The following is a 22214-nucleotide window of genomic DNA, read 5'->3' on the forward strand; positions in this document are numbered from 1 at the left end:
CTCAGAATCTCAGAATCTCAGAATCTCAGAATCTCAGAATCTCAGAATCTCAGAATCTCAGAATCTAGAAAAATCTAAAATTAACAATCTAATATCTAAAATTTATAAATGGGTGCTTTTGTAATTAGCAAGCGATTTAATGATGAATATAAATTTACGTTTACCTCTCGAAAAGGGAAGGTTATTTTTACGAGTTTGAGTTATGAGTTGAGGTTTGAGTGTGAAGAGGATATTGAGAAGTTTAAAGCGAATATAGAACTTGCGAAATTCTTGAAGTTTAAGGGTTCTGGAGGAAAGTATTTTTTTAAATTGATGTTGGGAGAGGTTCATTTTGCTACAAGTCGAAAATACAGCACGGAATTACTTTTGCAGAAAGGGATAAAAGAAATTGTAACATATTCTTCTAGGTCAGAAATTTTAGATTTCTCTTCAAGTGAGTCGATTTTTGGAGATGATGAGGTTGAAGAAGAAATGGAAGAGGCGGCTGAATAAATAAAAAAAGCGTTCATAAATTATGAACGCTTTTTTTATTGCTTTTGGATTAATGGAAAAATTAATCGCAAAAAAAAACCATCTAAAAGATGGTTTTAAAATCGTTAGAACTTAGGTTCTAATTATTTTTTTACTTCTTCTACTTTAGCAGCAGCAGAATCAACTTTAGCAGCAGCAGAATCAACAGTTGCAGCAGCAGAATCAACAACAGCAGCAGCTGAATCAACAGCAACAGCAGTAGAATCTACAGCAGGAGCTTCAGCAGCAGCGTCAGCTTTTTTACAAGATACAACAGTTAATACAGCAACAACAGCTAAACTTAAAAATACTTTTTTCATCTTACTTTATTATAAAAGGTTAATTATTAATTCGTGGCAAAGATATAAATTTTTTAATATGTAAAATATTTTTTCACTTTTTTTTTAAAATATTTTCCTTACTCACGTTTATCTTATTTATCAAAGAATATGCCAAAATTATAAATTTTTCTTAAATTATCTAATTTCTAGTCTAAATTATTTTTCATTGAATAATCTTTATGTAAATCAGTTATTTAGCTTCTTGGGTTAAGGGTTTGTTTCGTTTTTTAAGAGTATTTAAGCAAGATCTATTTGCTTATTTTCTCAAATTTAACGCTTTTGTCAAATCAAAAGGTTATGAGATGCGTTTCATAATCGTTTCGGTGGCTCCTTTATTGTCTTGAATAAACGCTTTGCAGATTTTACTTTTTTCTTCTAGAAAGTTTTTATCATTCAATAATTGGTCAAATACTGCTTTAAGTTCTGTGCTTGTTGATATTGTTAAGCACCCACCAATTCCAACTAAAGCGATAGCTTCTGCAAAATTCGAATAGTTTGGGCCAATTACAATTGGGATTCCGAAAGTAGCAGGTTCTAGTATATTATGTATTCCTGGGTTTCCAAATCCGCCTCCTACGTATGCGATCGTTCCATAGCTGTAAATCTTAGTCAAAATGCCAATTGTATCTATTATAAGAACATTATAGTTAGATAAATCTTTGTTTTCTTTTTCTGAGAATAAAACCGTTGGTTTGGTGATTTTCGACAATAGATCTGAAATTTGATCTGGCTTAATATTATGCGGAGCTATAATAAATTTTACATTTTCAGAAGCTTGATTGATGTATTCGGCAATCAAAACTTCGTCTTTTGGCCATGAGCTTCCAATGACAATTGTTGGTTGGTTGTTCTTGAAATTTTCAATAAAATCTAAGCGATTGTCTCTTTCTAAAATAGCATTTACACGATCAAAACGGGTGTCGCCAGAAACAATTACATTTTTAAAACCAAGTGATTCTATTTTTTGTTTAGAGCTTTCATTCTGAACAAAAAAATAGGTAAATGCATTTAATGCTTTTCGGTAAAAACCGCCATACCATTTAAAAAACATTTGATTGTCTCTGAAGATTCCTGAAATTAAATAAGTAGGGGTTTTGCTTTTTTCTAATTCCTTTAAATAGTTTAGCCAGAATTCGTATTTGATAAAAAAAGCAAATTCAGGATTAACTAGTTTTAAAAATCTCTTTGCATTGCTTTTGGTGTCAAGTGGTAAATAAATGGTCACATCGGCAACTGTGTTATTTTTACGCACTTCGTATCCAGATGGGGAAAAAAAGGTTACAATTATCTTATGCTCAGGATATTTTTCTTTGATTTTTTCGATTACCGGAAGTCCTTGTTCGTATTCGCCTAGTGAGGCAGAATGGAACCAGATGGTTTTGTCGTCTGCTTTAGTTTTTTCTTCTAATATTGAAAATACATTTTTTCGCCCTTCAACAAAAAGCTTAATTTTCGGACTAAATAGCGCTATTATTTTTAAGAAAAATCCTGCGATGTAGATGGTTAGATTGTATAAAAAAAGCATGTAATTTTTTTTGCAGCTAAATTACATTTCTTTCGACTATTTTCATTGGTTTGAAGCTATTAATAACTATTTTTGTTCCTCCTTTTAGAGATTTCTGTTAAAAATAGAGTCTTTAATTTTTAAATATTATTCGAAAATGAAAAAAATACAAATGGTTGACTTAAAAAGTCAATACGAGAAAATAAAATCTACTGTAGATGCTTCAATTCAAGAAGTTTTAGATACAAATACTTACATCAATGGGCCTTTAGTTCATCAGTTTCAAAAGAATCTTGAAGATTATTTAGGTGCAAAACATGTTATTCCTTGTGCTAATGGTACAGATGCGTTGCAGATTGCAATGATGGGTTTAGATTTGAAACCAGGTGATGAAGTAATTACTGCCGACTTTACTTTTGCTGCAACTGTTGAGGTTATTGCTTTATTGCAATTAACTCCAGTTTTAGTTGATGTTGATTTGCATAATATGAATATCGATATCGAAGCAGTGAAAAAAGCAATTACACCAAAAACAAAAGCGATTGTTCCAGTTCATTTATTTGGACGTGCAGCTAATATGGATGCGATTATGGAAATTGCTAAAGAACATAATCTATATGTAATCGAAGATAACGCACAAGCAATCGGTGCAGATTATATTTCGAAATCTGGATCAAAAGTAAAAGTGGGTACAATTGGTCACGTTGCAGCAACTTCATTCTTTCCTTCTAAAAACTTAGGTTGTTATGGAGATGGAGGAGCGATTTTTACAAATGATGATAAATTGGCACATATTATTCGTGGAATCGTAAATCACGGAATGTATGAGCGTTACCACCACGATGTTGTGGGTGTAAATTCACGTTTAGACAGTATTCAGGCGGGAGTTTTAAATGCAAAACTGCCTCTTTTAGATGAATATAATAAAGCTCGTCGTTTGGCGGCGACTAAATATAATGCAGCTTTCGCAGGAAATGCAAAAATTATTACTCCTGATTTTGATGCAAACGAAAATGACCACGTTTTTCATCAATATGTATTAAGAATTTTAGACGCAGACAGAAATGCTTTAATGCAACATTTATTAGATAAAGGAATTCCATGTGCAATTTATTATCCAATTCCATTGCATTCTCAAAAAGCATATTTAGATCCTCGTTATAAAGAAGAGCAATTTCCAGTTACAAACCAATTAGTACAAGAAGTAATTGCTTTGCCAATGCACACAGAACTTGATGACGAGCAAATTAAATTTATTACCGATTCTGTTTTAGAATTTTTGAATAAATAAAGATGAGAAGAGGTAGTCTTTTAATTTTAATATTTTTTCTTCACTTTTCGGTTTTGGCTCAAAAAACGAATTCTAAAGAAGAGAATGCTGTCAGCAGTCAAGTTGAAATTTTGCGTCAGGCAATGATTGATGCTGATGGAGCGAAATTGAAAGCGCTAACTTCGGACAAATTAAATTATGTCCACTCAAATGGTAATTTTCAAAACCAAGCTGAATTTATAGAAGGAATTGTAAGTGGAAAATCTGATTTTGTTTCGATCGATTTTCAGGACCAAACTATAACTATTCAGAATGATGTTGCCATAGTTCGACATGTTTTATCGGCTCATACCAAAGACGATGGAATAGATCGAGACATTAAAATAGGAATTATGCTCGTATGGCAGAAACAAAAAGGCAAATGGATTTTAATTGCTAGACAAGCTTATAAATTAACTACATAAAACAACCACAAAAAAATGAAAGTATTAGTAACAGGAGGATTAGGATTTATCGGTTCTCACACCGTAGTCGAATTGCAAAATGAAGGCTTCGAAGTGGTGATCATTGATAATCTTTCTAATTCTTCAGAAGATGTTTTAAAAGGAATTACTGCGATTACAGGAAAAACGCCTTTATTCGAAAAAATTGATTTAAGAGAGAAAAGTGCCGTTCGGGATTTTTTTAAAAAACATAATGATGTTACTGGTGTAATTCATTTTGCCGCTTCAAAAGCAGTTGGTGAAAGTGTTGAACAGCCTTTACTGTATTATGAAAACAACATTAGCAGTTTAGTTTATCTTTTACAGGAATTACAGCAAAAACCTGAAGCGAGTTTTATTTTTAGTTCTTCTTGTACGGTTTACGGTCAAGCCGAAAAAATGCCGATTACAGAAGATGCTCCAGTTCAGGTAGCAATGTCTCCTTACGGAAATACCAAACAGATCGGAGAGGAAATTATTACAGATACAGCTAAAGTTACCAATATCAGTGCTATTTTATTGCGCTACTTTAATCCAGTTGGAGCACACGAATCTGTACAGATTGGTGAATTACCACTGGGAGTTCCTCAAAATTTAGTTCCATTTATTACGCAAACGGGAGTAGGATTGCGTCAGGAGTTATCTGTTTTTGGAAATGATTATCCAACACCAGACGGAACTGCTGTTCGTGATTACATTCACGTCGTAGATTTAGCAAAAGCGCACGTAATTGCTTTAAAGCGTTTGTTAGATAAAAAGAATCTGGCAAAAGTGGAAACTTTCAATTTAGGAACGGGAAAAGGAAGTTCTGTTCTGGAAGTCATTAATAGTTTTGAAAAAGTCAGTGGTAAAGAATTGCCTTATAAGATGATGCCGCGTCGTGAAGGTGATATTACTGAAGCTTATGCAAATACAGATAAGGCAAATAATGTCTTAGGATGGAAGGCTGAACTAAGTTTAGACGAAGCAATGGCAAGTGCTTGGAAATGGGAACAAAAAGTGAGGAATAAGTAATTTTTTAAATAAAATTATAAATTTTTAAGATCCCAGATTATAGCAATATAGTTTGGGATTTTTTTAGCTATTAATTATCATGAAACAAAGTTTAGATTATAAATTAATATTTGCTCTTGCAGCAGTTGGGATTATCTGGGGTACAACTTTTTTAGGAATCCGTGTTGCGGTTGAAACTATTCCGCCGTGGTTTGTAACTTCAATTCGTCAGGGATTAGCAGGATTAATCATGATGATGATTTTATTGTTTAAAAAAGAGATGAAATGGATTGGTTGGGAGAATTTAAAACATCAACTTGTCCCTTCTATTTTGATGATTGTTGTGGCAAATGGTTTTACAACCGTTGCTGAACAGACTGTACCAAGCGGACTGGCTTCGGTAATTAGTGCTATGGCTCCTATACTTATTTTTTTAGGCAGCATTTTGTTCAAATTGCAAAAACCAAGTTTAAGAGGATTTATTGGAGTAATAATAGGATTTTCGGGAGTGGTTTTTATATTTAAAGATGGATTAGGATCTTTTCTAGATGCCGATTACAGAATCGGAATGATGTTTATGGGGTTTGCAATTACTGCCTGGGCTGCTGGAACAATTTATACCAAAATTCATGGGAATAAATCTAAAAATATAGTTCTTAATTTATTTTACCAGTTTACAATGGCTTCTTGTATTCAGATTGTTTTGGCATTTATTTTTTCGCCTACGATTGATGTGAATTTATGGAGTACGAAAAGTATTTTAGCGGCATTGTATTTGTCGATTTTCGGATCTGTAATTGCTTTTTTCAGCTATAATTATGCTCTGAAACACGTTACTCCAGTCCAGGTTTCTATTTTAGCGTATATCAATACTATAATTGCGGTATTTTTTGGTTGGCTGATTTTGGATGAAAAAATTACAATTGATTTTATAATTGCAACAATACTGATCATTTTGGGAGTTTTTATTATTAATTACAAAAAGAAGGAAAAGAAAACTTTGTAAATTTTGATTTAGTTTATTTTGTAAATTTGTAAGGTTAAAATGTAGGAATTATGAGTTCGGATAAAGAAAATGAAAAGAAAGATAAGGTTGAAGAGCCAGCAGTTGATTATGAAGTTCAAAAACCAAAATTTAAAGGTATAGATCGTGAAACTTTTGATTTTGATGCTGAATTTGCAAAAGGATTAACGCCAGAGGAGTTTAAAGCTGAAATGTCTAAAAGAATAAAAGCTTATCCTTGGAAAAAATAATTTTTGGAAATAACGTTCTGGAATATTTTGATAATTTAGTCTATACACTTTTTAAGGAAGAGTATTTTGGTTTTTCTGAATCTGCTCAGAATTATATAGATAAAATAGTTGGTTTTATTATTTCAAGTGTTTCAAGTTTTCCTCATAAGAAAACACCAAAATCACTTCAATACTTAGGTTTAAACTATGTTTTTTATAAATCTAATACGAGGACAACGTGGTATATATTTTTCGAAAAAAGCAATCAAAATTATTTGATTACCGGAATTCTAAATAATTATAGCGAAGAAGCAAAAGAGCTATAAAGCAAAAATCCTCATAAACAATCTGTTCATGAGGATTTTTTATAAGTATAGTTTTTAACTGATCACTAAAAACTGAATATTGAACACTAACTACGCGTTAGCAACCGCAGCTTCTTTGTCAATTTTATTAATCAAACCAGTTAATACTTTTCCAGGACCAATTTCAGTAAACAAAGTCGCACCGTCAGCGATCATTTGCTGAACAGACTGAGTCCATTTTACAGGAGCAGTTAACTGAATGATTAAGTTCTTTTTAATTTCATTAGCATCAGAAACTGCATTTGCAGTAACGTTTTGATACACTGGGCAAATAGGAGCAGAGAAAGTAGTTGCTTCAATTGCAGCAGCCAATTCTTCTCTTGCTGGTTCCATCATTGGCGAGTGGAAAGCACCTCCAACAGGCAAAATTAAAGCACGTTTTGCTCCAGCAGCTTTCATTGCTTCACAAGCTTTTTCAACAGCAGTAGTTTCTCCAGAAATTACTAATTGTCCTGGACAGTTATAGTTAGCAGCAACCACAACTCCGTCAATAGAAGCGCAAACCTCTTCTACAACATTATCAGCTAAACCTAAAACAGCAGCCATTGTTGATGGAGTGATTTCGCAAGCTTTTTGCATTGCAAGAGCACGTTGAGAAACTAATTTTAAACCATCTTCAAAAGATAAAGTTCCGTTAGCAACCAAAGCTGAGAATTCTCCTAATGAATGTCCTGCAACCATTTCCGGTTTGAAATCTTCTAAAGTTTTAGCTAAAATAACAGAGTGCAAAAATACAGCTGGCTGCGTTACTTTAGTTTCTTTTAGTTCTTCGGCAGTGCCTTCAAACATAATATCTGTAATTCTGAAACCTAGAATTTCATTTGCTTTTTCGAATAATTCTTTGGCTAAAGCCGAATTTTCATATAAGTCTTTGCCCATTCCTGTGAATTGCGCACCTTGACCTGGAAATACGTATGCTTTCATTTGTCTAATTTAATTTTTACTTTTTTATTAAAATTGAAAATTAGTTTCAATTGGAAGGCAAAAGTACTATTTTTTTAGCTCGAATAATCTTTAAACATATAAATCCACGCTAATCTTGAAAATCTAAGATTAAAAGGAGTGAGTAAAGTAATGGTTACTGCAATAATTGGAAGAATTCTTAAATCGAAATTCTTTTCAAAGAAAAACTGTGCAATACAATACGTTGCAATTCCTTGAGCTACAGTTAATCCGTAGTTTACGTACATGGCACCAAAAAAGTAACCAGGCTCTTTTTGAAATTTATAATTGCAATGACTGCAGTATTCATTCATTTTTGGAAAACTGAAATTCAGAAAGATATTCTTGTCTGTAAAAACTTTTCCTTTATGACAAACAGGACATTCGTTTTTTAAAATATGAGTTAATGTGCTTGACATGATATTGTTAATTTTTGTTTAAACAAAGGTAATTCAGAACCTTAAAGAAGTCTTTTTAGTATCTTCGCTTATTGTAGCACAATAAAGACATTTGTTATGAAGAAATATCCCATTTATAGTGTTCAGAATTTTAGCTGTAACGACATTCATCGTGATTTTTATGTAAATACTTTTACCGAACATCTCAAAAATCACAGTTTTGTAGAAGAGCCACATCGACACGACTCTTATTTGATGGTATTTTTTACGAAAGGTTCAGGCTTGCATGAAGTCGATTTTGATCAGTTTGAAATCAAAAGAGGAAGCCTGTTTGTGCTACAGCCGGGACAAATGCATCATTGGAATTTATCTGAAGACATTGAAGGTTTTGTAATTATTTTTTCGCAGGAATTGTACAATCTGTATTTCGGACAGAAAAAGATCAACGATTATAACTTTTATCATTCCATACAAAATCGACCAGAAATGGTTTTTGAAGAAAAAGAAATTACTAAAATTCTTCCATACTTCGATTTACTGATTCAGGAAAATGGTCAAAATAACAAATATCAATTAGACAAATTGTTGAATTTATTGGATTGTATTCATATTGAAGTAGCCAGAAAATATGGAGAAACCTATTCGCATCAAACTCATTCATACAATATTAAGATCAATAAGTTTGAATCGCTTTTAGAAGAATATTTCAGAACTCAAAAACTGCCTTCGTTTTATGCAGAAAAGCTAAATATTACGCTAAAACATTTAAACAGAATCTGCAATGAAATCCTGCAAAAAACTGCCACAGAAGTAATTATGGATAGAGTAATTCTAGAAATAAAACGAATGTTGATCGATAAACAATTGGCAGTAAACGAAGTTGCCTTTAAGGTTGGTTATGAAGATTACTCGTATTTCTCTCGCTTCTTCAAAAAACAAACAGGAATGTCGCCGACTGAATTTAGAAACACAGTGCGTTAATTTTTTTTTTAGGTTTGCCACGAATTACACGAATTTACACGAATTAATTTTTGCCAAAGATTAAAAAGATTATTTGGATTTTTAATCTGTGGAAATCCTTTAAATCTGTGGCAAAATTTCAACTTTGAGAGAAAAAATTTGTGGAAATTAGTGCAATTCGTGGCAAAAAAAAGCCCTGCAACATGCAGAGCTTTCAATAACCAACCAATTAAATCTAAAACCAATAGATTAAGCTTGTTTTACAAATTGTAATTCAATGTTCAAACGAACTTCTTCGCCTACTAAAACACCACCTGTTTCAAGAGCTGAGTTCCAGTTTAAACCCCAATCTTTACGATTAATTTTTCCTTCTATACTTAAACCAACTTTAGTATTTCCCCAAGGATCAGTCATAGTTCCGCTAAATTCTACTGGGAATTTTACTGTTTTAGAAACACCTTTAATGTTTAAATCTCCAGTTAACTCATAATCTCCAGCATCAATTTTTTTGAAAGATGAAGCTTTGAAAGTCAATTTTGGATTGTTTTCTACATCAAAAAAGTCAGCACTTCTTAAATGTCCGTCTCTATCTGCATTTGCAGTATCGATTGAAGCGATATCGCCAGAAAATTCGATAGCAGCATTTTCGAAGTTGTCTCCGTCTGTAGTAATTGTAGCATCATAAGTTCCAAATTTTCCTGAAACATTTGTAAACATCATGTGTTTAACTTTAAAACCAATTTCTGAGTGAGTTGGGTCAATTGACCATTTTGTAGTTGCCATAATTTTATTTTTTTAAATAATTAATTTGTTTCATTTTGATAGGACAAAGTTACGGTGACAGTTGTCCTAGAGCACTTAACCTAGATTAAGAAATAAAAATGGAATGTTTTTTTTGCCACAGATTGCACAGATTAAAAGGATTTAAAAAATACATTGCCACTAATTGGGCGAATCTTCACAAATTTTAATTCAATTTATTTCGTGAAAATTCGTGTAATTAATGGTGAATAGAAATCACTTTAATCCCTTTAATCTGTGGCAAAAAAAAAACTAATATGTAAAGCTTAGCTTTTGTTATTCATATAAAATGTCAGCGCTCCCGACGGACATTTATTAACAGTAGAAATTATTTTCTCAGTAGTAGATTGTTCTGGAGTAATCCACGGTTTTTCTTTTGGACGAAAAACATCTGGATTATTTTTGACACAATTGGCAGAATGAATGCATTTTCCAGATTGCCATACAATTGTGACTTCTCCGTTTGTATATTCTTTGGTGAGATTATTTGGATTCATGGTTTAAAATTTTAAGAGTTAGTTTAATTTTAAAGTCAGACCAATTTTTTTTTACTTATAAAGTTAGTCTTTCTTTTTTGAAATGGAATAAAAAAAGAAACGATAATAATCTGATTTTCAGAATTATTATCGTTTCGGCGTTCAGGTATTTAATTGTTTTTGTTTGAATTAATAATTCATCGGAATGTCCATTAATAAAAATTCAGCATCTGTGTTGGCTTTAATATTTAAAGTATCAGTTCCTGAAATTCCAACTGCATCACGAGAGTTTAATTCCTGACCGTTGATGGTTACATTTCCTTTTAAAACGAAAGCATAAACTCCGTTTCCTTCTTTTTTGATTTTATATTCAGCAGTAACTCCAGAGTCGAAATTCCCCATATTAAACCAAGCATCTTGGTGAATCCAAACCCCTTCATCATCTGCATTTGGAGATAAAACCTGAGATAATTTATTATGTCTGTCGGCAACGTCTAAAGTAATTTGCTGATAACGTGGCGTCACATTTCTTTTGTTTGGAAATAACCAAATCTGCAACAATTTAGTCTGCTGATCTGCATTCGGATTGAACTCGCTATGCTGAATTCCAGTTCCTGCACTCATAACCTGAATGTCACCATTTTTGATTACTTCAGTGTTTCCCATGCTGTCTTTGTGAGCCAAATCACCTTCTAATGGAATCGTAATAATCTCCATATTATCGTGAGGGTGAGTTCCAAAACCCATTCCAGCAGCAATCGTATCGTCATTCAAAACACGAAGTGCTCCAAACTGAATTCTATCTGGATTGTACCAGCTCGCAAAACTAAAGCTATGATAAGCGTTCAACCATCCGTGATTTGCGTTTCCTCTTGTGTCTGCTTTGTGCAATACTATATTTTCCATGATTTTGTCTTTTATTGATTTTGATAGTACAAAGATACGGTCGATGTAAAGGAAAAGCACTTAATCTAGGTTAAGAAAGGTTTTTTGAGGTGCAAAGGTTCAGAGTTGTAGAGGTGCAAAGTTTTTTTTCAGGAGCGGAAGTATCGTTTTCAAAAGACCTCTAGTCCCGCTATACGTTGCAATCTTTTGTGGTGAACCCCACCACAAAAGGATTTCCACTTCTATCGGGGCTATGCGAGAAGTTTTATTTTTATAAGAAGGTTCAAAGGTTCAAAGGTTCAAAGTTACAGAGGTTCAAAGGTTTTGCCTCAAAGTAACCATATGGCTTGTCATTTCGACGAAGGAGAAATCTCCGCAAGTAACTCGACAAAGATTGGAAATGATAGAGTTTTTAAACTCAAAGTAACCACAAAGTTTGTCATTTCGACGAAGGAGAAATCCCCGCAAGTAACTCTACAAAGATTGGAAATTATAAAGTTTTTTTAGGTTCAAATTAACCAAATAGTTTGTCATCCTGAGGAACGAAGGATCACACGAAAAATTTCACCTGCATAATCGCCAATCTTTGTCGACTTCCGAGTGTGATCCTTCGTTCCTCAGGGTGACAAGATTGTGCTGAATTACTTAATCCTAACCAATTTCCCTTTCCCAACTACTTCGTCAAGATAGTTTGCAGAAGAACTTTTTTTATCATGCATAAAAAAAGGAATAGTATCTTTTTCGAGTTGGTCTTTTGGTATACTGATAATCAAATCAGTATTAATAAAATTATCCAGTAATATTACATTGCCGTATGAAATTTTCCCTTTCGGCAGATACTTATTGTCAAAAGCAAAAACACTATCCTTAAAAGTAATTTTATCTTTTTGGACATAAGCATTATTGTCTTCAATTAAATAATTGTAGCGGCCAGTAAGTTTAACTGTTTTCTGGTTGAAGTTGATGAAAAACAGAGTGATTAGTAAAGTAAAATATTTCATGGCATTCTAACTGTATTGATTTATAAACTGCTGTACAACAGTGTCTGTATTTTGATGGCGTTTCTCTTTTTCCAAAACTGTCGGCGGAGCACTTCGTTCCAAACAATCTTTTACAGCACAAGTTTCGCAAGTTACACCAACAATTCGTTTCACCAAAGGTTTCCCATCAATGAATTTGAATTTCTTTTTCATCGTCGGATTAATCAAGATTCCAACCGAAATGCTTCTAATATAATTTTCTGCAAAAGGATCTTTTGTAGCCGATGAAAAAACCAAATATTCGTTTCCGCTATTGGCATAACTAGAAATCTGGGCATCAAAAAAATGAGATTTGTTTTGCTTGATCGCTTCATCAATTGTTTTTACCGAAACCCATCTTCTGCAATAATGTTCATTCGTTTCGTTGGCGTGCGGTTCCTGCTGATGTGTAATATGTAGTTCTTTATTAATCTGATAAAAATCAGAACCGATTTTATGAGATAATCTTAAAAAGAATAAGTTTTTCAGCTGAAAGTCTTTCGGTAATAAATTGGTCAATCGCTGATAGAAAGATTCAGGCGAAACCTCAAAACTTTCAATTAACTGAACAAATTCTTCTGGTTTTGGATTCTCGTTTTCTAGAAAATTATTGATTTTATCTACCACTAATTTTCTTGGCAATAATAAAGCGCCTGCAAAATAAGAGGCATAAAAATTATTCAAAACCTGATCGAAATTTTCAAACTTAATCCAGCTGAAAGTCAGTAATCTATCGGATATTTTTAAATAATTATAAGCGATTTCTTTAGCTAAAATAAAAGCTTTCTGCGGAGCATCGAGTTCTGTCGAAAGTAATAAAGTTCTACTTTTTGGAACATAAATCGAACGCAAATCATCTAAAGCTTCCTGATCTGTAAAAGCAATTTCTTTAATGTTGTACTCGTATTCTTCTTTTAGAATTGCTTCCAATTCTTCAACGCTGATTTTAGAGTCCAGATTAATCTGAAACGACTTCGAAAATACAATTACCTTTTCTTCTAAATCTTCAAAATAATTGCTGTGCGCTTCCTGATACGAACGCAAAGCTGCTAAAAAGAAACTTTCGCGACTTAAATTATAATGCTGTGCAATTTCGATAATCGTACTAATAAAAGCATTGACTTTTGCCGGAGCATTGGCAATAATATCAATTAAATCAGCTTCTTGAATGCCGAAAAGCTCTAATGGAATCTCTTTTAAAATTCCAGATTTTAAAATTTCGCCAATAGGAGCGAGGTTATTATCGAGTTTTAAAGACACCATTTGGTCGTAATTCACGTCCAAATGTTCGCATAAAAGCAAAATTTTATCTGTTTTCGGATATTTTTTTCCCTTTTCAATTTCGTTTAAGTACGATTTTGAAAGATTGGTCAGTTTGGCCAGGCCAAAAAGAGACAAGTTTTTTTGTGTGCGAACTTGTTTCATTTTTAGCCCAAAAATCAGCTTTATATAGTCTTTTTCGATATCCATAATCCAAATGTAAGTAATCTAAAAATAATCGCCAAAAAAATATTTTTAAAATTTAGCGAACGTTCGCTTGTTTTGTAAAAAACTTTTTTATAACATTGTATCGTTGAAACTTGTTAATTATGAATTAGTTATGATTAAGTCGTTTTGATGAAATGAAAATAAAAAACGGAGAATCTGTTTTTTTAAATTAAAAATTAAAATCTGCAGCTATGAAAAACCAATTAGAGATCACTGAAATGGCTATAGAATTTCTAGCCAACAAAAAGCTTGCTTATCCAAAAATCTGGACAGAAGAAGCAACTGCGTTTATTATTGAGTTACATAAAAAATTCGAATCGCAAAGAAAATTACTGCTTTTACAGAGAGAACAGAAACAAGTCACTTTTGATCAGGGAATTATGCCGGTTTTTATTCCAGAAACCAAAAGCATCAGAGAAAGTAATTGGACAGCCGGAGAAATTCCGAAAGATTTACAAGACAGAAGAGTAGAAATTACTGGGCCAGTTGACCGCAAAATGATTATTAATGCTTTGAATTCGGATGCCAAAACTTTTATGGCCGATTTTGAAGACAGCACTTCGCCAACTTGGCAAAACTTGATGGACGGACAGGTAAATTTGATTGATGCGGTGAACAAAACGATCACGTTTACTGATTTGGTGAAGCAGAAATCCTATCATTTAAATGAAAAAATTGCAACACTGATTGTTCGTCCAAGAGGATTGCATTTGCCTGAAAAACATGTTTTAATTGAAGGAAAAGAAGTTTCGGGGTCTTTGGTAGATTTTGGCTTGTATGTTTTTCATAATCATAAAAGACTTTTGGAAAACAATTCTGGACCGTATTTCTACATTCCGAAATTGGAGCATTATTTGGAAGCTCGCTGGTGGAATACTGTAATTGATTTTACCGAAGATTATTTGAATTTGAAACGTGGAACCATAAAAGTGACAGTTTTAATTGAAACCATAACAGCAAGTTTTCAGCTGGACGAAATTATTTACGAATTGAAAGAGCACATTGTTGGTTTGAACTGCGGGCGCTGGGATTATATTTTCTCTTACATTAAAAAGTTTAGAAAAAATCCAAAATTCATTGTTCCAGATCGTGATCAGGTGACTATGATTTCGCCTTTTATGAATGCGTATTCAAATCTGGTAATTCAAAGATGTCATAAAAGAAGCATTCATGCGATTGGCGGAATGGCAGCACAGATTCCGATTCGAAATAATGAAGAAGCAAATGCAGTCGCTTTCGCGAAAGTAAAAACCGATAAAGAACGTGAAGTTAGAAATGGACACGATGGAACTTGGGTAGCACACCCAGATTTGGTTGCCATTGCAAAAGAAGTTTTTGATAAAGGAATGCCGACTCCAAATCAGATTCACGTAAAAGGAGAACATCGAAAAATTACAGAAGCCGATTTGATCGAACCGCCAATTGGATTGATCACAGAAAACGGCGTTCGAAAAAACATCAATGTCGCAGTTCTTTATCTGGCTTCATGGTTGACCGGGCAAGGTGCAGCAGCTTTACACAATTTAATGGAAGATGCTGCAACAGCCGAAATTTCGAGATCGCAATTATGGCAATGGCTTCAAAATAAAGTGATTTTGGATAACGGACGAAAATTGGATTTGGCGTATTATCATGAATTGGCTTTGGATGAATTCAGGAAAATCAAAGAAGAATTAGGAGTAGAAAATCATGAAAAACAGCAGTTTCCATTAGCGGAAAAATTACTGGAAAGATTAGTTGTAAACCTGCATTTTGTGGATTTCCTTACTATTCCGTGCTACAAATATTTATAAATTTTTAAACACATAGAAACATAGATTTTTGGTTTTTAATTAAGAAAGAAAGAAGAAAAAATCTAGATTTTCACACATAGCTATGTGCATTGAAACAAGTGAAACGCCTTTCAACTCAAAGCATAACTATGTTTCTATGTGTTAAAAAAAGTCACAGTTAAAAACTGAACATTAAAAAACGAACCACTTTAACTAAACTATATTATGAAAACAACAGAAGACAGAATTCAGGAATTGATTAACGATTGGATAACGAACCCGAGATGGAAAGGAGTAGAGCGTCCTTATACTGCAAGTGAAGTAGTAACGCTTCAAGGGTCTTATAAAATTGAGCATTCTATTGCCAAAATGGGTGCAGAGAAATTATGGAGAAAGTTAAAAAGTCAGGATTATGTTGCAGGTTTGGGAGCGTTGACTGGAAATCAGGCAATTCAGGAAGTCGATGCGGGTTTAGAAGCGATTTACTTAAGCGGATGGCAGGTTGCTGCTGATGCAAATCTGGCTGGAGAAATGTATCCTGACCAATCACTTTACCCTGTAAACAGCGTTCCGATGGTGGTTAAAAAAATTAATAATGCGTTGTTACGTGCTGATCAGATTCAGACTGTAAATAATATTGAAGATAAAAAAGATTATCTAGTGCCCATTGTGGCTGATGCCGAAGCAGGTTTTGGCGGAAACTTAAATGCTTTCGAATTAATGAAATCGATGATTGAAGCTGGAGCTTCTGGAGTTCATTTTGAAGATCAGTTAAGTTCTGCTAAAAAGTGTGGACACTTGGGCGGAAAAGTTTTGGTTCCAACGCAAGAAGCAATTAATAAACTGATTGCTGCGCGACTGGCTTCAGATGTTATGGGTGTTCCAACTTTAATCGTTGCCCGAACAGATGCCGATGCGGCTAATTTACTAACAAGCGATGCCGATCCTAGAGATAGAAAATTTTTAACAGGAGAAAAAACGGCTGAAGGTTTCTTTTACGTAAAAAACGGAATCGATCAGGGAATTGCAAGAGGTTTGAGCTACGCACCTTATGCCGATTTGATTTGGATGGAAACCAGTAATCCGGATTTGGATTATGCAAGAAAATTTGCAAAAGCAATGAAAAAAGAATTTCCAGACAAAATGTTGGCTTATAATTGTTCTCCATCTTTCAATTGGGCAGCAAAATTAACTGTTGCCGAAATGGAAACGTTCAGGGAAGATTTAGCTGCAATGGGATATAGCTTCCAATTCATCACTTTAGCAGGATTCCACGCTTTGAATACCAGTATGTTCGAATTATCTAAAGCCTATAAAGAACGAGGAATGGCAGGATATTCTGAATTGCAGGAACGCGAATTTGCTTTACAAAAAAACGGATTCAGAGCTGTAAAACATCAAGCTTTCGTAGGGACTTCTTATTTCGATGCCGTTCAAAATACGGTGATGTTAGGAAAATCAGCAATAACCGCAATGGAACATTCTACAGAGGTTGAGCAATTTTAATTCAAAAGAAAATACGGTTCGATTACGAGCCGTATTTTTTTGCCACAGATTTCACAGATTAAAAGGATTAAAAAATGTTGCCACGAATTACACGAATTTCCACAAATTTTTTATTCAATTTAATTCGTGGAAATTCGTGTAATTCGTGGCTAAAAAAAAATCACTTTAATCTGTGAAATCTGTGGCAAAAACTATTTCTTCAAAAGCCTAGCTTTCATTTTGCTGAAGAATTCTGGTGTTACACCAATGAAAGAAGCGATTTGTTTTTGAGGAACTTTGTGTACCAATGTTCCGTATTTTTTGGTGAATTTTTCAAAACGTTCTTCCGCAGGCAAACTCAGGTTATCCATTAATCTCTGCTGATTCGCAACCAATGAATTCTCAATTAAAATTCTGAAAAAACGTTCCAGTTTTGGAATTTCAAGATACAATTGTTCTTGGTTTTCTTTAGATAACGAAACCACTTCAGCTTCTTCTAAAACTTCAATAAAAAGCTGTCCTGGTTTTTGCGAAAAATAACTGTACATATCGCTCATCCACCAGCCTTCGCAGGCAAATGATAAAACATGTTCAACAATATTATCGTTGATATTGAAACTTCTTAAAATACCTGAATTTACAAAATAGGAATGTTTGCAGACTTCGCCAGCATTTAATAAAAGTGTTTTGGCTTTGTAAGTGTTCGTTTCTAGTTTAGATAAAAAAAGCGCCTGTTCTTCTGGTGTCAGAGAAACGTGTTTGGCAATATTTTCGAGAATTAATGCCATTATTTTTTATCGTCGATTAAGGTAAATGAAGTTGCTTTGAATCTATTGTTTACGATTTCTCCCGTAACTAAAGCTTTGCTTATTGCATTACAGAACCCTTTTTCAGCGTGAGCGTCTCCATGATCATGAATTGTCGTTCCGTCAACGAAATAAGATTTTCCGTCAATACGAACTGCTAAATCACAGCTTTTGCCTTTCATTCCAAATTGACATTCCCCGCAAGATGCTTCAACGACTGTTGGTTTGTCAAATTTCTTTTTGTCTTGTGCCTGTACTGCAATTCCAATAAAAAGGAAAGTTGCTAAAAGTATATTTTTCATAGTTAAGAATTTACTGTGATTAGTTTTGCCGTTTCTTTGGCGCGTTCTGTTATTTCGTTAATTGGAGTTGAAAGTGTATCATGGCTTAAAACAACTCCCATTCTGCGGTAAGGTCTTGAAGTTGGTTTACCAAAAATTCTGAAATCGGTTTTTGGTAAAGCGGCTACTTTCTCAATTCCTGTAAAAGTTGGATTAGTTGAATCTTCTGAAGCTAAAATTACAGCACTTGCTCCAGCTTTTTCTAAAGTAATTTCGAAAATTGGAAGACTTAAAATGGCTCTTAAATGTAATTCAAATTCGTTAAAATTCTGCGTTCCTGCCAAAGTTACCATTCCAGTATCATGTGGGCGCGGTGAAAGTTCAGAGAAATAAACGCCTTCTTTCGTTAAGAAAAATTCAACGCCAAAAAGCCCTGCTCCCCCAAGAGCTTCCGTAATTTTTTCGGCCATATCCTGTGCTTCGTACAAGTCTTTTTCTGAAACCAAAGCAGGCTGCCAGCTTTCTTGATAATCTCCTCTTTCTTGTCTGTGGCCAATTGGTGCGCAAAACAAAGTTGGGTTATTATTTTGAGTAATCGTTAAAAGTGTAATTTCAGAATCGAAATTGACAAAAGCCTCTATAATAACTTCGATAACATCGCCACGTGAACCTGCAACGGCATATTGCCACGCTTTTTCGATATCACTTTCAGTTTTGATAGTCGATTGCCCTTTTCCAGATGAAGACATTAATGGTTTCACGACGCACGGAATTCCAACTTCTTGAACGGCTTTTTGGAGTTCTTCTGCTGAAGTTGCGTATTCGTATTTTGCTGTTCTTAATCCTAATTCTTTTGCTGCTAAGTCACGAATGGCTTTACGATTCATGGTAAAGTTTGCTGCTTTCGCTGAAGGAACAACGGTGATTCCTTGTTTTTCGTAATCGTAAAAACGTTCGGTGCGAATGGCTTCTATCTCAGGAACTATAAAATCAGGTTGGTGTTTGGCTACGATTCGGTCAAGTGCTTCGCCGTCGAGCATATTGATGACTTCGAAATCATGTGCAACTTGCATGGCTGGTGCATTTTCGTAACTGTCAACTGCGATTATGGTTTGTCCGATTCGTTGTGCGGCAATGACAAATTCTTTGCCTAATTCACCTGAACCTAGAAGTAGTATTTTCATTTTTGAGTAGTGTATTGTTTGAGTAGTAAAAGTAGGGAAAAATGTTTTTAACCACAAAGCCTATTCGTATGGATTGGTGTAGAGACGCACTGCAGTGCGTCTACATAATCTAGGTTTAACCGCAAAGTACGCAAAGGTTTTACGCAGATTTTACAGATTTATTTTTTGAGTGAGATTTTAATTTTTATACAAAGTAACCATACAGTTTGTCATTTCGACGAAGGAGAAATCTTCACGAGTGGCTCTACAAAGATTGGCTTATTGGAACGGAGTTACTTGCGAAGATTTCTCCTTCGTCGAAATGACAAGATTGGAGAAATAACAGGATAAAAAAAGGTTCGCAAAGATTTTAAAATAATCTTTGCGAACCTTGCGTATTTCTTTGCGCTCTTTGCGGTTAAACTTTTTTAGTGAAAATGATCTTCTTCAATTTCAAATTCAGCATCTTTTTCCCAGATTTCCATTTCGCAAGGTTTACAGTTGAATTTTAGTTTGTATTCTAATTCTCCCTGTTTTAATACTAATGGCTCTTTTACCTTAACACCAACGATGTCTTTTTGGTGTATTGGGCATTTTTTCAACTCGTATTTGATGCAATATTTCGTTGTCATTACACGAGATTTTCCTGGATCCCATTGTAATTCGAATGCTTTTTCGATTTCGGTAACACCGTGGCGTTCGTAGAATTTACGAGCCGTTTTGTTCGAAACGTTGTACATGAAATCCAGTTTAGTTTCTGGATAAGGATGCGACGTTTTTACCAATTGGTGTTCTTCGCGAACGTAATTTGCCAAACGAATTTCTGATAATTGTTCGAAAACATTTCTTCTCATTTCGTTGATTTTTGAAATAGGAAGGAACCAGTTTTCGGTGAACATTACATTAATTTCATCAGCGCTATAAGGTGTAAAACCTGTTTTTGCTAATTGAACTTTTATGTTTTCTTCGATTGATTCGCCAGTTTTAGTTTTCTCTTTCGGATGCTCTAGTTTTACTGTACTTACGTTTCCGTCTTCGTCGGTTGCTATTAATTCAAAACCATTTTCATTTTCAGTAAGCAATAAAGTAGTTCCGATTTTACGGATTGCACTATCTTCTCTTTCTACGATTTTGATAAAAGCAGCGTCGTTGTTTCTATAGATGAAAGTTCCGTCTTTGATTTCTTTTAAAACGTTTGGATATACTTTTCCGTTTTCAGCTTTGTTTACGTAGATTCCGTCAGCTTCGTTGTTCTCGTTAATGAAACAAAGTCCGTCACCGTTGTTTAATAATTCGCCGTTTTCAATTTCGTAAGCGTTTCCGACAGTTCTAATTAATTTACCAATATATTGACCTTTTGATTTTGGACTTTCCCAAGAACCAATCGAGCTGTGTCTTTCGTTTACGAAATAATCAGTATAACCGCGGTTAAAAGTTCTGCTTAAAGCAGAATCGAAAGTATACGTACATTTTCCAGAAGAAGCTTTGATATATTTGTCGCTTCCTTCTAAAAAGCTGTCCAATTTTTGACGTAAATAAGATACGTTGTTTTTAACGTAAGCGACATCTTTTAATCTTCCTTCAATTTTGAAAGAAACGATTCCAGCTTCAATCAAATTTGGAATCTGATCTGAAACGTCTAAATCTTTAATCGAAAGCAAGTGACTGTTTCGGATTAAAGTATCTCCGTTTCCGTCGATTAAGTTGTAAGGTAAACGGCAGTTTTGTGCACAAGAACCACGGTTTGCGCTTCGTTCTCCGTTTGCCACACTCATATAACAGTTTCCGCTAAAAGAAACACATAAAGCTCCGGTTACGAAAAACTCTAATTCAACATCAGCGTGGTCGTATATTGTTTTAATTTGATGCAGGTTCAATTCACGCGCTAAAACCACACGTTTGATTCCGGCATCTTTAAGAAATTTAATTTTATCTGCATCACGATTATTAGCTTGTGTACTGGCGTGAAGTACGATAGGAGGCAAGTCCATTTCCATAATCGCCATATCCTGAATGATCAAGGCATCGACACCAATATCGTATAATTCCCAAATCATGGCACGACACGTTTCTAATTCATTGTCGTACAAAATGGTATTCATAACCACAAAAACCTGTGCGTTAAATAAGTGCGCGTATTTTACTAATTCAGCAACATCTTCAATTGAGTTGTTGGCATTAGAACGTGCCCCAAATTGCGGTGCACCAATATATACAGCATCGGCACCACTATTTATGGCAGCGATTCCTCCAATTAAATCTCTAGCAGGAGCTAATATTTCGATTTTCTTCTTCATTTCTAAAACTTTAGACTTTTGTGGTATTCCCGAAAAAAAGTGTGCAAAGGTCTAATAAATATTCCGAGTTTGCTAGCGATGAAGCGATTTTTTTGAATTTGTTAACTTAATATGGAATGATGATAAGTGAATTTTTGCTTATCTCACAGGTTCGTAAATAAGTTGTGCTACTCCAGATTTGAAAATATTGGTTTTAAGTAATCTTAATTCTAGCCGCTCTTTTAAATCTTCAAATAACGGTTTTCCACTTCCTAAAGCTATTGGATGAACTGATATTCTATAAGTGTCAATAAGATTTAGTTGAATAAAAGTTTTAATAAGACTTGCACCGCCATAGAGCCAAATGTCACCTCCAGATTGCAACTTAATCTCATTTACTTTTGTAGTGATATCAGAATTTATAAATGTTGCCTTGCTATCTTGTTTGTTTTGACTAGAAAAAACGTATTTCTTTTTTGAATGTACTCCTTTCCAAAGCATTTGTTCGGCATTATTTGCATTTGCTTCAGGTTGATAATTACCCCAAGAATCATAACTTACACGACCATAAAAGATAGTATCTATGCCTGATAAAAATCCATCAAAGTCCATATCGTCATCCATAATGCACCAATCAATTTCTCCGTTTGTGCTTTCAATGAAACCATCTAAGGTTACTGCTAAATCTAGAATTGCTTTTTTCATGCATCAAATATTTATGTCTGGTTTACTTTAGTGTAAGGTAGGTTTTTTTAGTTTATATA

The 22214-nt window shown here is 34.0% G+C and carries 24 protein-coding genes; 10 read left to right on the forward strand and 14 right to left on the reverse strand.

Features of this window, described 5'->3' with window-relative positions; genetic code table 11:
• Nucleotides 1–108: 108 nt before the first annotated feature.
• Complete coding sequence (locus DMA14_RS01800; RefSeq protein ID WP_111422666.1) at nucleotides 109–492, forward strand: DUF1508 domain-containing protein; 384 nt, start codon at nucleotides 109–111, stop codon at nucleotides 490–492.
• Nucleotides 493–614: 122 nt separating this feature from the next.
• On the opposite strand, the gene DMA14_RS01805 is transcribed toward DMA14_RS01800, so the two are convergent.
• Together DMA14_RS01805 and DMA14_RS01810 are read right to left on the reverse strand one after the other, a co-directional pair.
• Complete coding sequence (locus tag DMA14_RS01805) at nucleotides 615–830, reverse strand: PG1828 family lipoprotein (RefSeq protein WP_008467260.1); 216 nt, start codon at nucleotides 828–830, stop codon at nucleotides 615–617.
• Between the two features lie 316 nt (nucleotides 831–1146).
• Nucleotides 1147–2376, reverse strand: a complete 1230-nt coding sequence (locus tag DMA14_RS01810; protein WP_111422667.1) for a 3-deoxy-D-manno-octulosonic acid transferase — start codon at nucleotides 2374–2376, stop codon at nucleotides 1147–1149.
• A 136-nt stretch (nucleotides 2377–2512) separates the two neighbouring features.
• Here DMA14_RS01810 and DMA14_RS01815 point away from each other — a divergent pair, with 136 nt between their 5' ends.
• The 6 genes from DMA14_RS01815 to DMA14_RS01840 all read left to right on the forward strand — a co-directional run bounded on the left by DMA14_RS01815 (nucleotide 2513) and on the right by DMA14_RS01840 (nucleotide 6659).
• Nucleotides 2513–3646 carry a DegT/DnrJ/EryC1/StrS family aminotransferase gene (locus DMA14_RS01815; protein WP_111422669.1) on the forward strand — a complete coding sequence of 378 codons (1134 nt, stop codon included), beginning with the start codon at nucleotides 2513–2515 and terminating at the stop codon, nucleotides 3644–3646.
• A gap of 2 nt (nucleotides 3647–3648) precedes the next feature.
• Nucleotides 3649–4089 carry a nuclear transport factor 2 family protein gene (locus DMA14_RS01820; protein ID WP_111422671.1) on the forward strand — a complete coding sequence of 147 codons (441 nt, stop codon included), beginning with the start codon at nucleotides 3649–3651 and terminating at the stop codon, nucleotides 4087–4089.
• A gap of 15 nt (nucleotides 4090–4104) precedes the next feature.
• Nucleotides 4105–5121: a UDP-glucose 4-epimerase GalE gene (gene galE, locus DMA14_RS01825; RefSeq protein WP_111422672.1), complete on the forward strand. Its 1017-nt coding sequence runs from the start codon at nucleotides 4105–4107 to the stop codon at nucleotides 5119–5121.
• A 79-nt stretch (nucleotides 5122–5200) separates the two neighbouring features.
• Complete coding sequence (locus DMA14_RS01830; protein ID WP_111422674.1) at nucleotides 5201–6106, forward strand: DMT family transporter; 906 nt, start codon at nucleotides 5201–5203, stop codon at nucleotides 6104–6106.
• Nucleotides 6107–6156: 50 nt separating this feature from the next.
• Nucleotides 6157–6354 carry a hypothetical protein gene (locus DMA14_RS01835; RefSeq protein ID WP_111422676.1) on the forward strand — a complete coding sequence of 66 codons (198 nt, stop codon included), beginning with the start codon at nucleotides 6157–6159 and terminating at the stop codon, nucleotides 6352–6354.
• On the forward strand, nucleotides 6342–6659 hold the full coding sequence (locus tag DMA14_RS01840) for a hypothetical protein (RefSeq protein WP_111422677.1): 318 nt from the start codon (nucleotides 6342–6344) through the stop codon (nucleotides 6657–6659). The genes DMA14_RS01835 and DMA14_RS01840 overlap by 13 nt, the downstream gene beginning before the upstream one ends.
• A gap of 90 nt (nucleotides 6660–6749) precedes the next feature.
• Here DMA14_RS01840 and fabD read toward each other — a convergent pair whose 3' ends face one another.
• Together fabD and DMA14_RS01850 are read right to left on the reverse strand one after the other, a co-directional pair.
• Entirely contained in the window at nucleotides 6750–7622 is an 873-nt protein-coding gene (fabD, locus tag DMA14_RS01845) for an ACP S-malonyltransferase (RefSeq protein WP_111422679.1), read from the reverse strand.
• 74 nt (nucleotides 7623–7696) lie between these two features.
• Nucleotides 7697–8059, reverse strand: coding sequence for a DUF983 domain-containing protein (locus tag DMA14_RS01850; RefSeq protein ID WP_111422680.1), 363 nt, complete (start codon nucleotides 8057–8059; stop codon nucleotides 7697–7699).
• Nucleotides 8060–8155: 96 nt separating this feature from the next.
• Between DMA14_RS01850 and DMA14_RS01855 the strand changes: the two genes are divergently transcribed.
• Entirely contained in the window at nucleotides 8156–9019 is an 864-nt protein-coding gene (locus tag DMA14_RS01855) for a helix-turn-helix domain-containing protein (RefSeq protein WP_111422682.1), read from the forward strand.
• Nucleotides 9020–9247: 228 nt separating this feature from the next.
• Here DMA14_RS01855 and DMA14_RS01865 read toward each other — a convergent pair whose 3' ends face one another.
• From DMA14_RS01865 to DMA14_RS01885, 5 genes are all read right to left on the reverse strand, one after another.
• On the reverse strand, nucleotides 9248–9781 hold the full coding sequence (locus DMA14_RS01865) for a YceI family protein (RefSeq protein WP_111422686.1): 534 nt from the start codon (nucleotides 9779–9781) through the stop codon (nucleotides 9248–9250).
• Nucleotides 9782–10065: 284 nt separating this feature from the next.
• Nucleotides 10066–10296 carry a (4Fe-4S)-binding protein gene (locus DMA14_RS01870; RefSeq protein ID WP_012023810.1) on the reverse strand — a complete coding sequence of 77 codons (231 nt, stop codon included), beginning with the start codon at nucleotides 10294–10296 and terminating at the stop codon, nucleotides 10066–10068.
• 168 nt (nucleotides 10297–10464) lie between these two features.
• Entirely contained in the window at nucleotides 10465–11181 is a 717-nt protein-coding gene (locus tag DMA14_RS01875) for a pirin family protein (RefSeq protein ID WP_111422688.1), read from the reverse strand.
• 620 nt (nucleotides 11182–11801) lie between these two features.
• The gene (locus tag DMA14_RS01880) at nucleotides 11802–12161 is read right to left on the reverse strand and encodes a hypothetical protein (protein WP_111422690.1); all 360 of its coding nucleotides are present in this window, start codon (nucleotides 12159–12161) and stop codon (nucleotides 11802–11804) included.
• 6 nt (nucleotides 12162–12167) lie between these two features.
• Nucleotides 12168–13649: a helix-turn-helix domain-containing protein gene (locus DMA14_RS01885; protein ID WP_111422692.1), complete on the reverse strand. Its 1482-nt coding sequence runs from the start codon at nucleotides 13647–13649 to the stop codon at nucleotides 12168–12170.
• Between the two features lie 209 nt (nucleotides 13650–13858).
• On the opposite strand from DMA14_RS01885, the gene aceB reads away from it, so the two are divergent.
• Nucleotides 13859–15460 carry a malate synthase A gene (gene aceB / locus DMA14_RS01890; RefSeq protein ID WP_111422694.1) on the forward strand — a complete coding sequence of 534 codons (1602 nt, stop codon included), beginning with the start codon at nucleotides 13859–13861 and terminating at the stop codon, nucleotides 15458–15460.
• Nucleotides 15461–15664: 204 nt separating this feature from the next.
• On the forward strand, nucleotides 15665–16945 hold the full coding sequence (gene aceA, locus DMA14_RS01895; protein ID WP_111422695.1) for an isocitrate lyase: 1281 nt from the start codon (nucleotides 15665–15667) through the stop codon (nucleotides 16943–16945).
• A gap of 191 nt (nucleotides 16946–17136) precedes the next feature.
• On the opposite strand, the gene DMA14_RS01900 is transcribed toward aceA, so the two are convergent.
• The 5 genes from DMA14_RS01900 to DMA14_RS01920 all read right to left on the reverse strand — a co-directional run bounded on the left by DMA14_RS01900 (nucleotide 17137) and on the right by DMA14_RS01920 (nucleotide 22155).
• The gene (locus DMA14_RS01900; RefSeq protein WP_066032734.1) at nucleotides 17137–17712 is read right to left on the reverse strand and encodes a Crp/Fnr family transcriptional regulator; all 576 of its coding nucleotides are present in this window, start codon (nucleotides 17710–17712) and stop codon (nucleotides 17137–17139) included.
• Nucleotides 17712–18032, reverse strand: coding sequence for a DUF6370 family protein (locus DMA14_RS01905; RefSeq protein ID WP_111422697.1), 321 nt, complete (start codon nucleotides 18030–18032; stop codon nucleotides 17712–17714). The genes DMA14_RS01900 and DMA14_RS01905 overlap by 1 nt, the downstream gene beginning before the upstream one ends.
• A gap of 2 nt (nucleotides 18033–18034) precedes the next feature.
• Nucleotides 18035–19195 carry a formate-dependent phosphoribosylglycinamide formyltransferase gene (gene purT, locus DMA14_RS01910; protein ID WP_111422699.1) on the reverse strand — a complete coding sequence of 387 codons (1161 nt, stop codon included), beginning with the start codon at nucleotides 19193–19195 and terminating at the stop codon, nucleotides 18035–18037.
• Nucleotides 19196–19602: 407 nt separating this feature from the next.
• Entirely contained in the window at nucleotides 19603–21471 is a 1869-nt protein-coding gene (locus DMA14_RS01915; protein ID WP_111422700.1) for a peptidase U32 family protein, read from the reverse strand.
• A 138-nt stretch (nucleotides 21472–21609) separates the two neighbouring features.
• Nucleotides 21610–22155 (reverse strand): dihydrofolate reductase family protein, encoded by a 546-nt coding sequence (locus DMA14_RS01920; protein ID WP_111422702.1) that lies wholly within the window; start codon nucleotides 22153–22155, stop codon nucleotides 21610–21612.
• Between the last annotated feature and the right edge of the window lie 59 nt (nucleotides 22156–22214).

Source organism: Flavobacterium sharifuzzamanii, assembly GCF_003254585.1.
Lineage (GTDB): Bacteria > Bacteroidota > Bacteroidia > Flavobacteriales > Flavobacteriaceae > Flavobacterium > Flavobacterium sharifuzzamanii.

Excerpts from the sequence above, each read along its gene's own strand:
- DMA14_RS01800 (WP_111422666.1), top strand. The coding sequence starts at position 109 with ATGGGTGCTTTTGTAATTAGCAAGCGATTTAATGATGAATATAAATTT.
- DMA14_RS01805 (WP_008467260.1), bottom strand. The coding sequence starts at position 830 with ATGAAAAAAGTATTTTTAAGTTTAGCTGTTGTTGCTGTATTAACTGTT.
- DMA14_RS01810 (WP_111422667.1), bottom strand. The coding sequence starts at position 2,376 with ATGCTTTTTTTATACAATCTAACCATCTACATCGCAGGATTTTTCTTA.
- DMA14_RS01815 (WP_111422669.1), top strand. The coding sequence starts at position 2,513 with ATGAAAAAAATACAAATGGTTGACTTAAAAAGTCAATACGAGAAAATA.
- DMA14_RS01820 (WP_111422671.1), top strand. The coding sequence starts at position 3,649 with ATGAGAAGAGGTAGTCTTTTAATTTTAATATTTTTTCTTCACTTTTCG.
- galE (WP_111422672.1), top strand. The coding sequence starts at position 4,105 with ATGAAAGTATTAGTAACAGGAGGATTAGGATTTATCGGTTCTCACACC.
- DMA14_RS01830 (WP_111422674.1), top strand. The coding sequence starts at position 5,201 with ATGAAACAAAGTTTAGATTATAAATTAATATTTGCTCTTGCAGCAGTT.
- DMA14_RS01835 (WP_111422676.1), top strand. The coding sequence starts at position 6,157 with ATGAGTTCGGATAAAGAAAATGAAAAGAAAGATAAGGTTGAAGAGCCA.
- fabD (WP_111422679.1), bottom strand. The coding sequence starts at position 7,622 with ATGAAAGCATACGTATTTCCAGGTCAAGGTGCGCAATTCACAGGAATG.
- DMA14_RS01850 (WP_111422680.1), bottom strand. The coding sequence starts at position 8,059 with ATGTCAAGCACATTAACTCATATTTTAAAAAACGAATGTCCTGTTTGT.
- DMA14_RS01855 (WP_111422682.1), top strand. The coding sequence starts at position 8,156 with ATGAAGAAATATCCCATTTATAGTGTTCAGAATTTTAGCTGTAACGAC.
- DMA14_RS01865 (WP_111422686.1), bottom strand. The coding sequence starts at position 9,781 with ATGGCAACTACAAAATGGTCAATTGACCCAACTCACTCAGAAATTGGT.
- DMA14_RS01870 (WP_012023810.1), bottom strand. The coding sequence starts at position 10,296 with ATGAATCCAAATAATCTCACCAAAGAATATACAAACGGAGAAGTCACA.
- DMA14_RS01875 (WP_111422688.1), bottom strand. The coding sequence starts at position 11,181 with ATGGAAAATATAGTATTGCACAAAGCAGACACAAGAGGAAACGCAAAT.
- DMA14_RS01880 (WP_111422690.1), bottom strand. The coding sequence starts at position 12,161 with ATGAAATATTTTACTTTACTAATCACTCTGTTTTTCATCAACTTCAAC.
- DMA14_RS01885 (WP_111422692.1), bottom strand. The coding sequence starts at position 13,649 with ATGGATATCGAAAAAGACTATATAAAGCTGATTTTTGGGCTAAAAATG.
- aceB (WP_111422694.1), top strand. The coding sequence starts at position 13,859 with ATGAAAAACCAATTAGAGATCACTGAAATGGCTATAGAATTTCTAGCC.
- aceA (WP_111422695.1), top strand. The coding sequence starts at position 15,665 with ATGAAAACAACAGAAGACAGAATTCAGGAATTGATTAACGATTGGATA.
- DMA14_RS01900 (WP_066032734.1), bottom strand. The coding sequence starts at position 17,712 with ATGGCATTAATTCTCGAAAATATTGCCAAACACGTTTCTCTGACACCA.
- DMA14_RS01905 (WP_111422697.1), bottom strand. The coding sequence starts at position 18,032 with ATGAAAAATATACTTTTAGCAACTTTCCTTTTTATTGGAATTGCAGTA.
- purT (WP_111422699.1), bottom strand. The coding sequence starts at position 19,195 with ATGAAAATACTACTTCTAGGTTCAGGTGAATTAGGCAAAGAATTTGTC.
- DMA14_RS01915 (WP_111422700.1), bottom strand. The coding sequence starts at position 21,471 with ATGAAGAAGAAAATCGAAATATTAGCTCCTGCTAGAGATTTAATTGGA.
- DMA14_RS01920 (WP_111422702.1), bottom strand. The coding sequence starts at position 22,155 with ATGAAAAAAGCAATTCTAGATTTAGCAGTAACCTTAGATGGTTTCATT.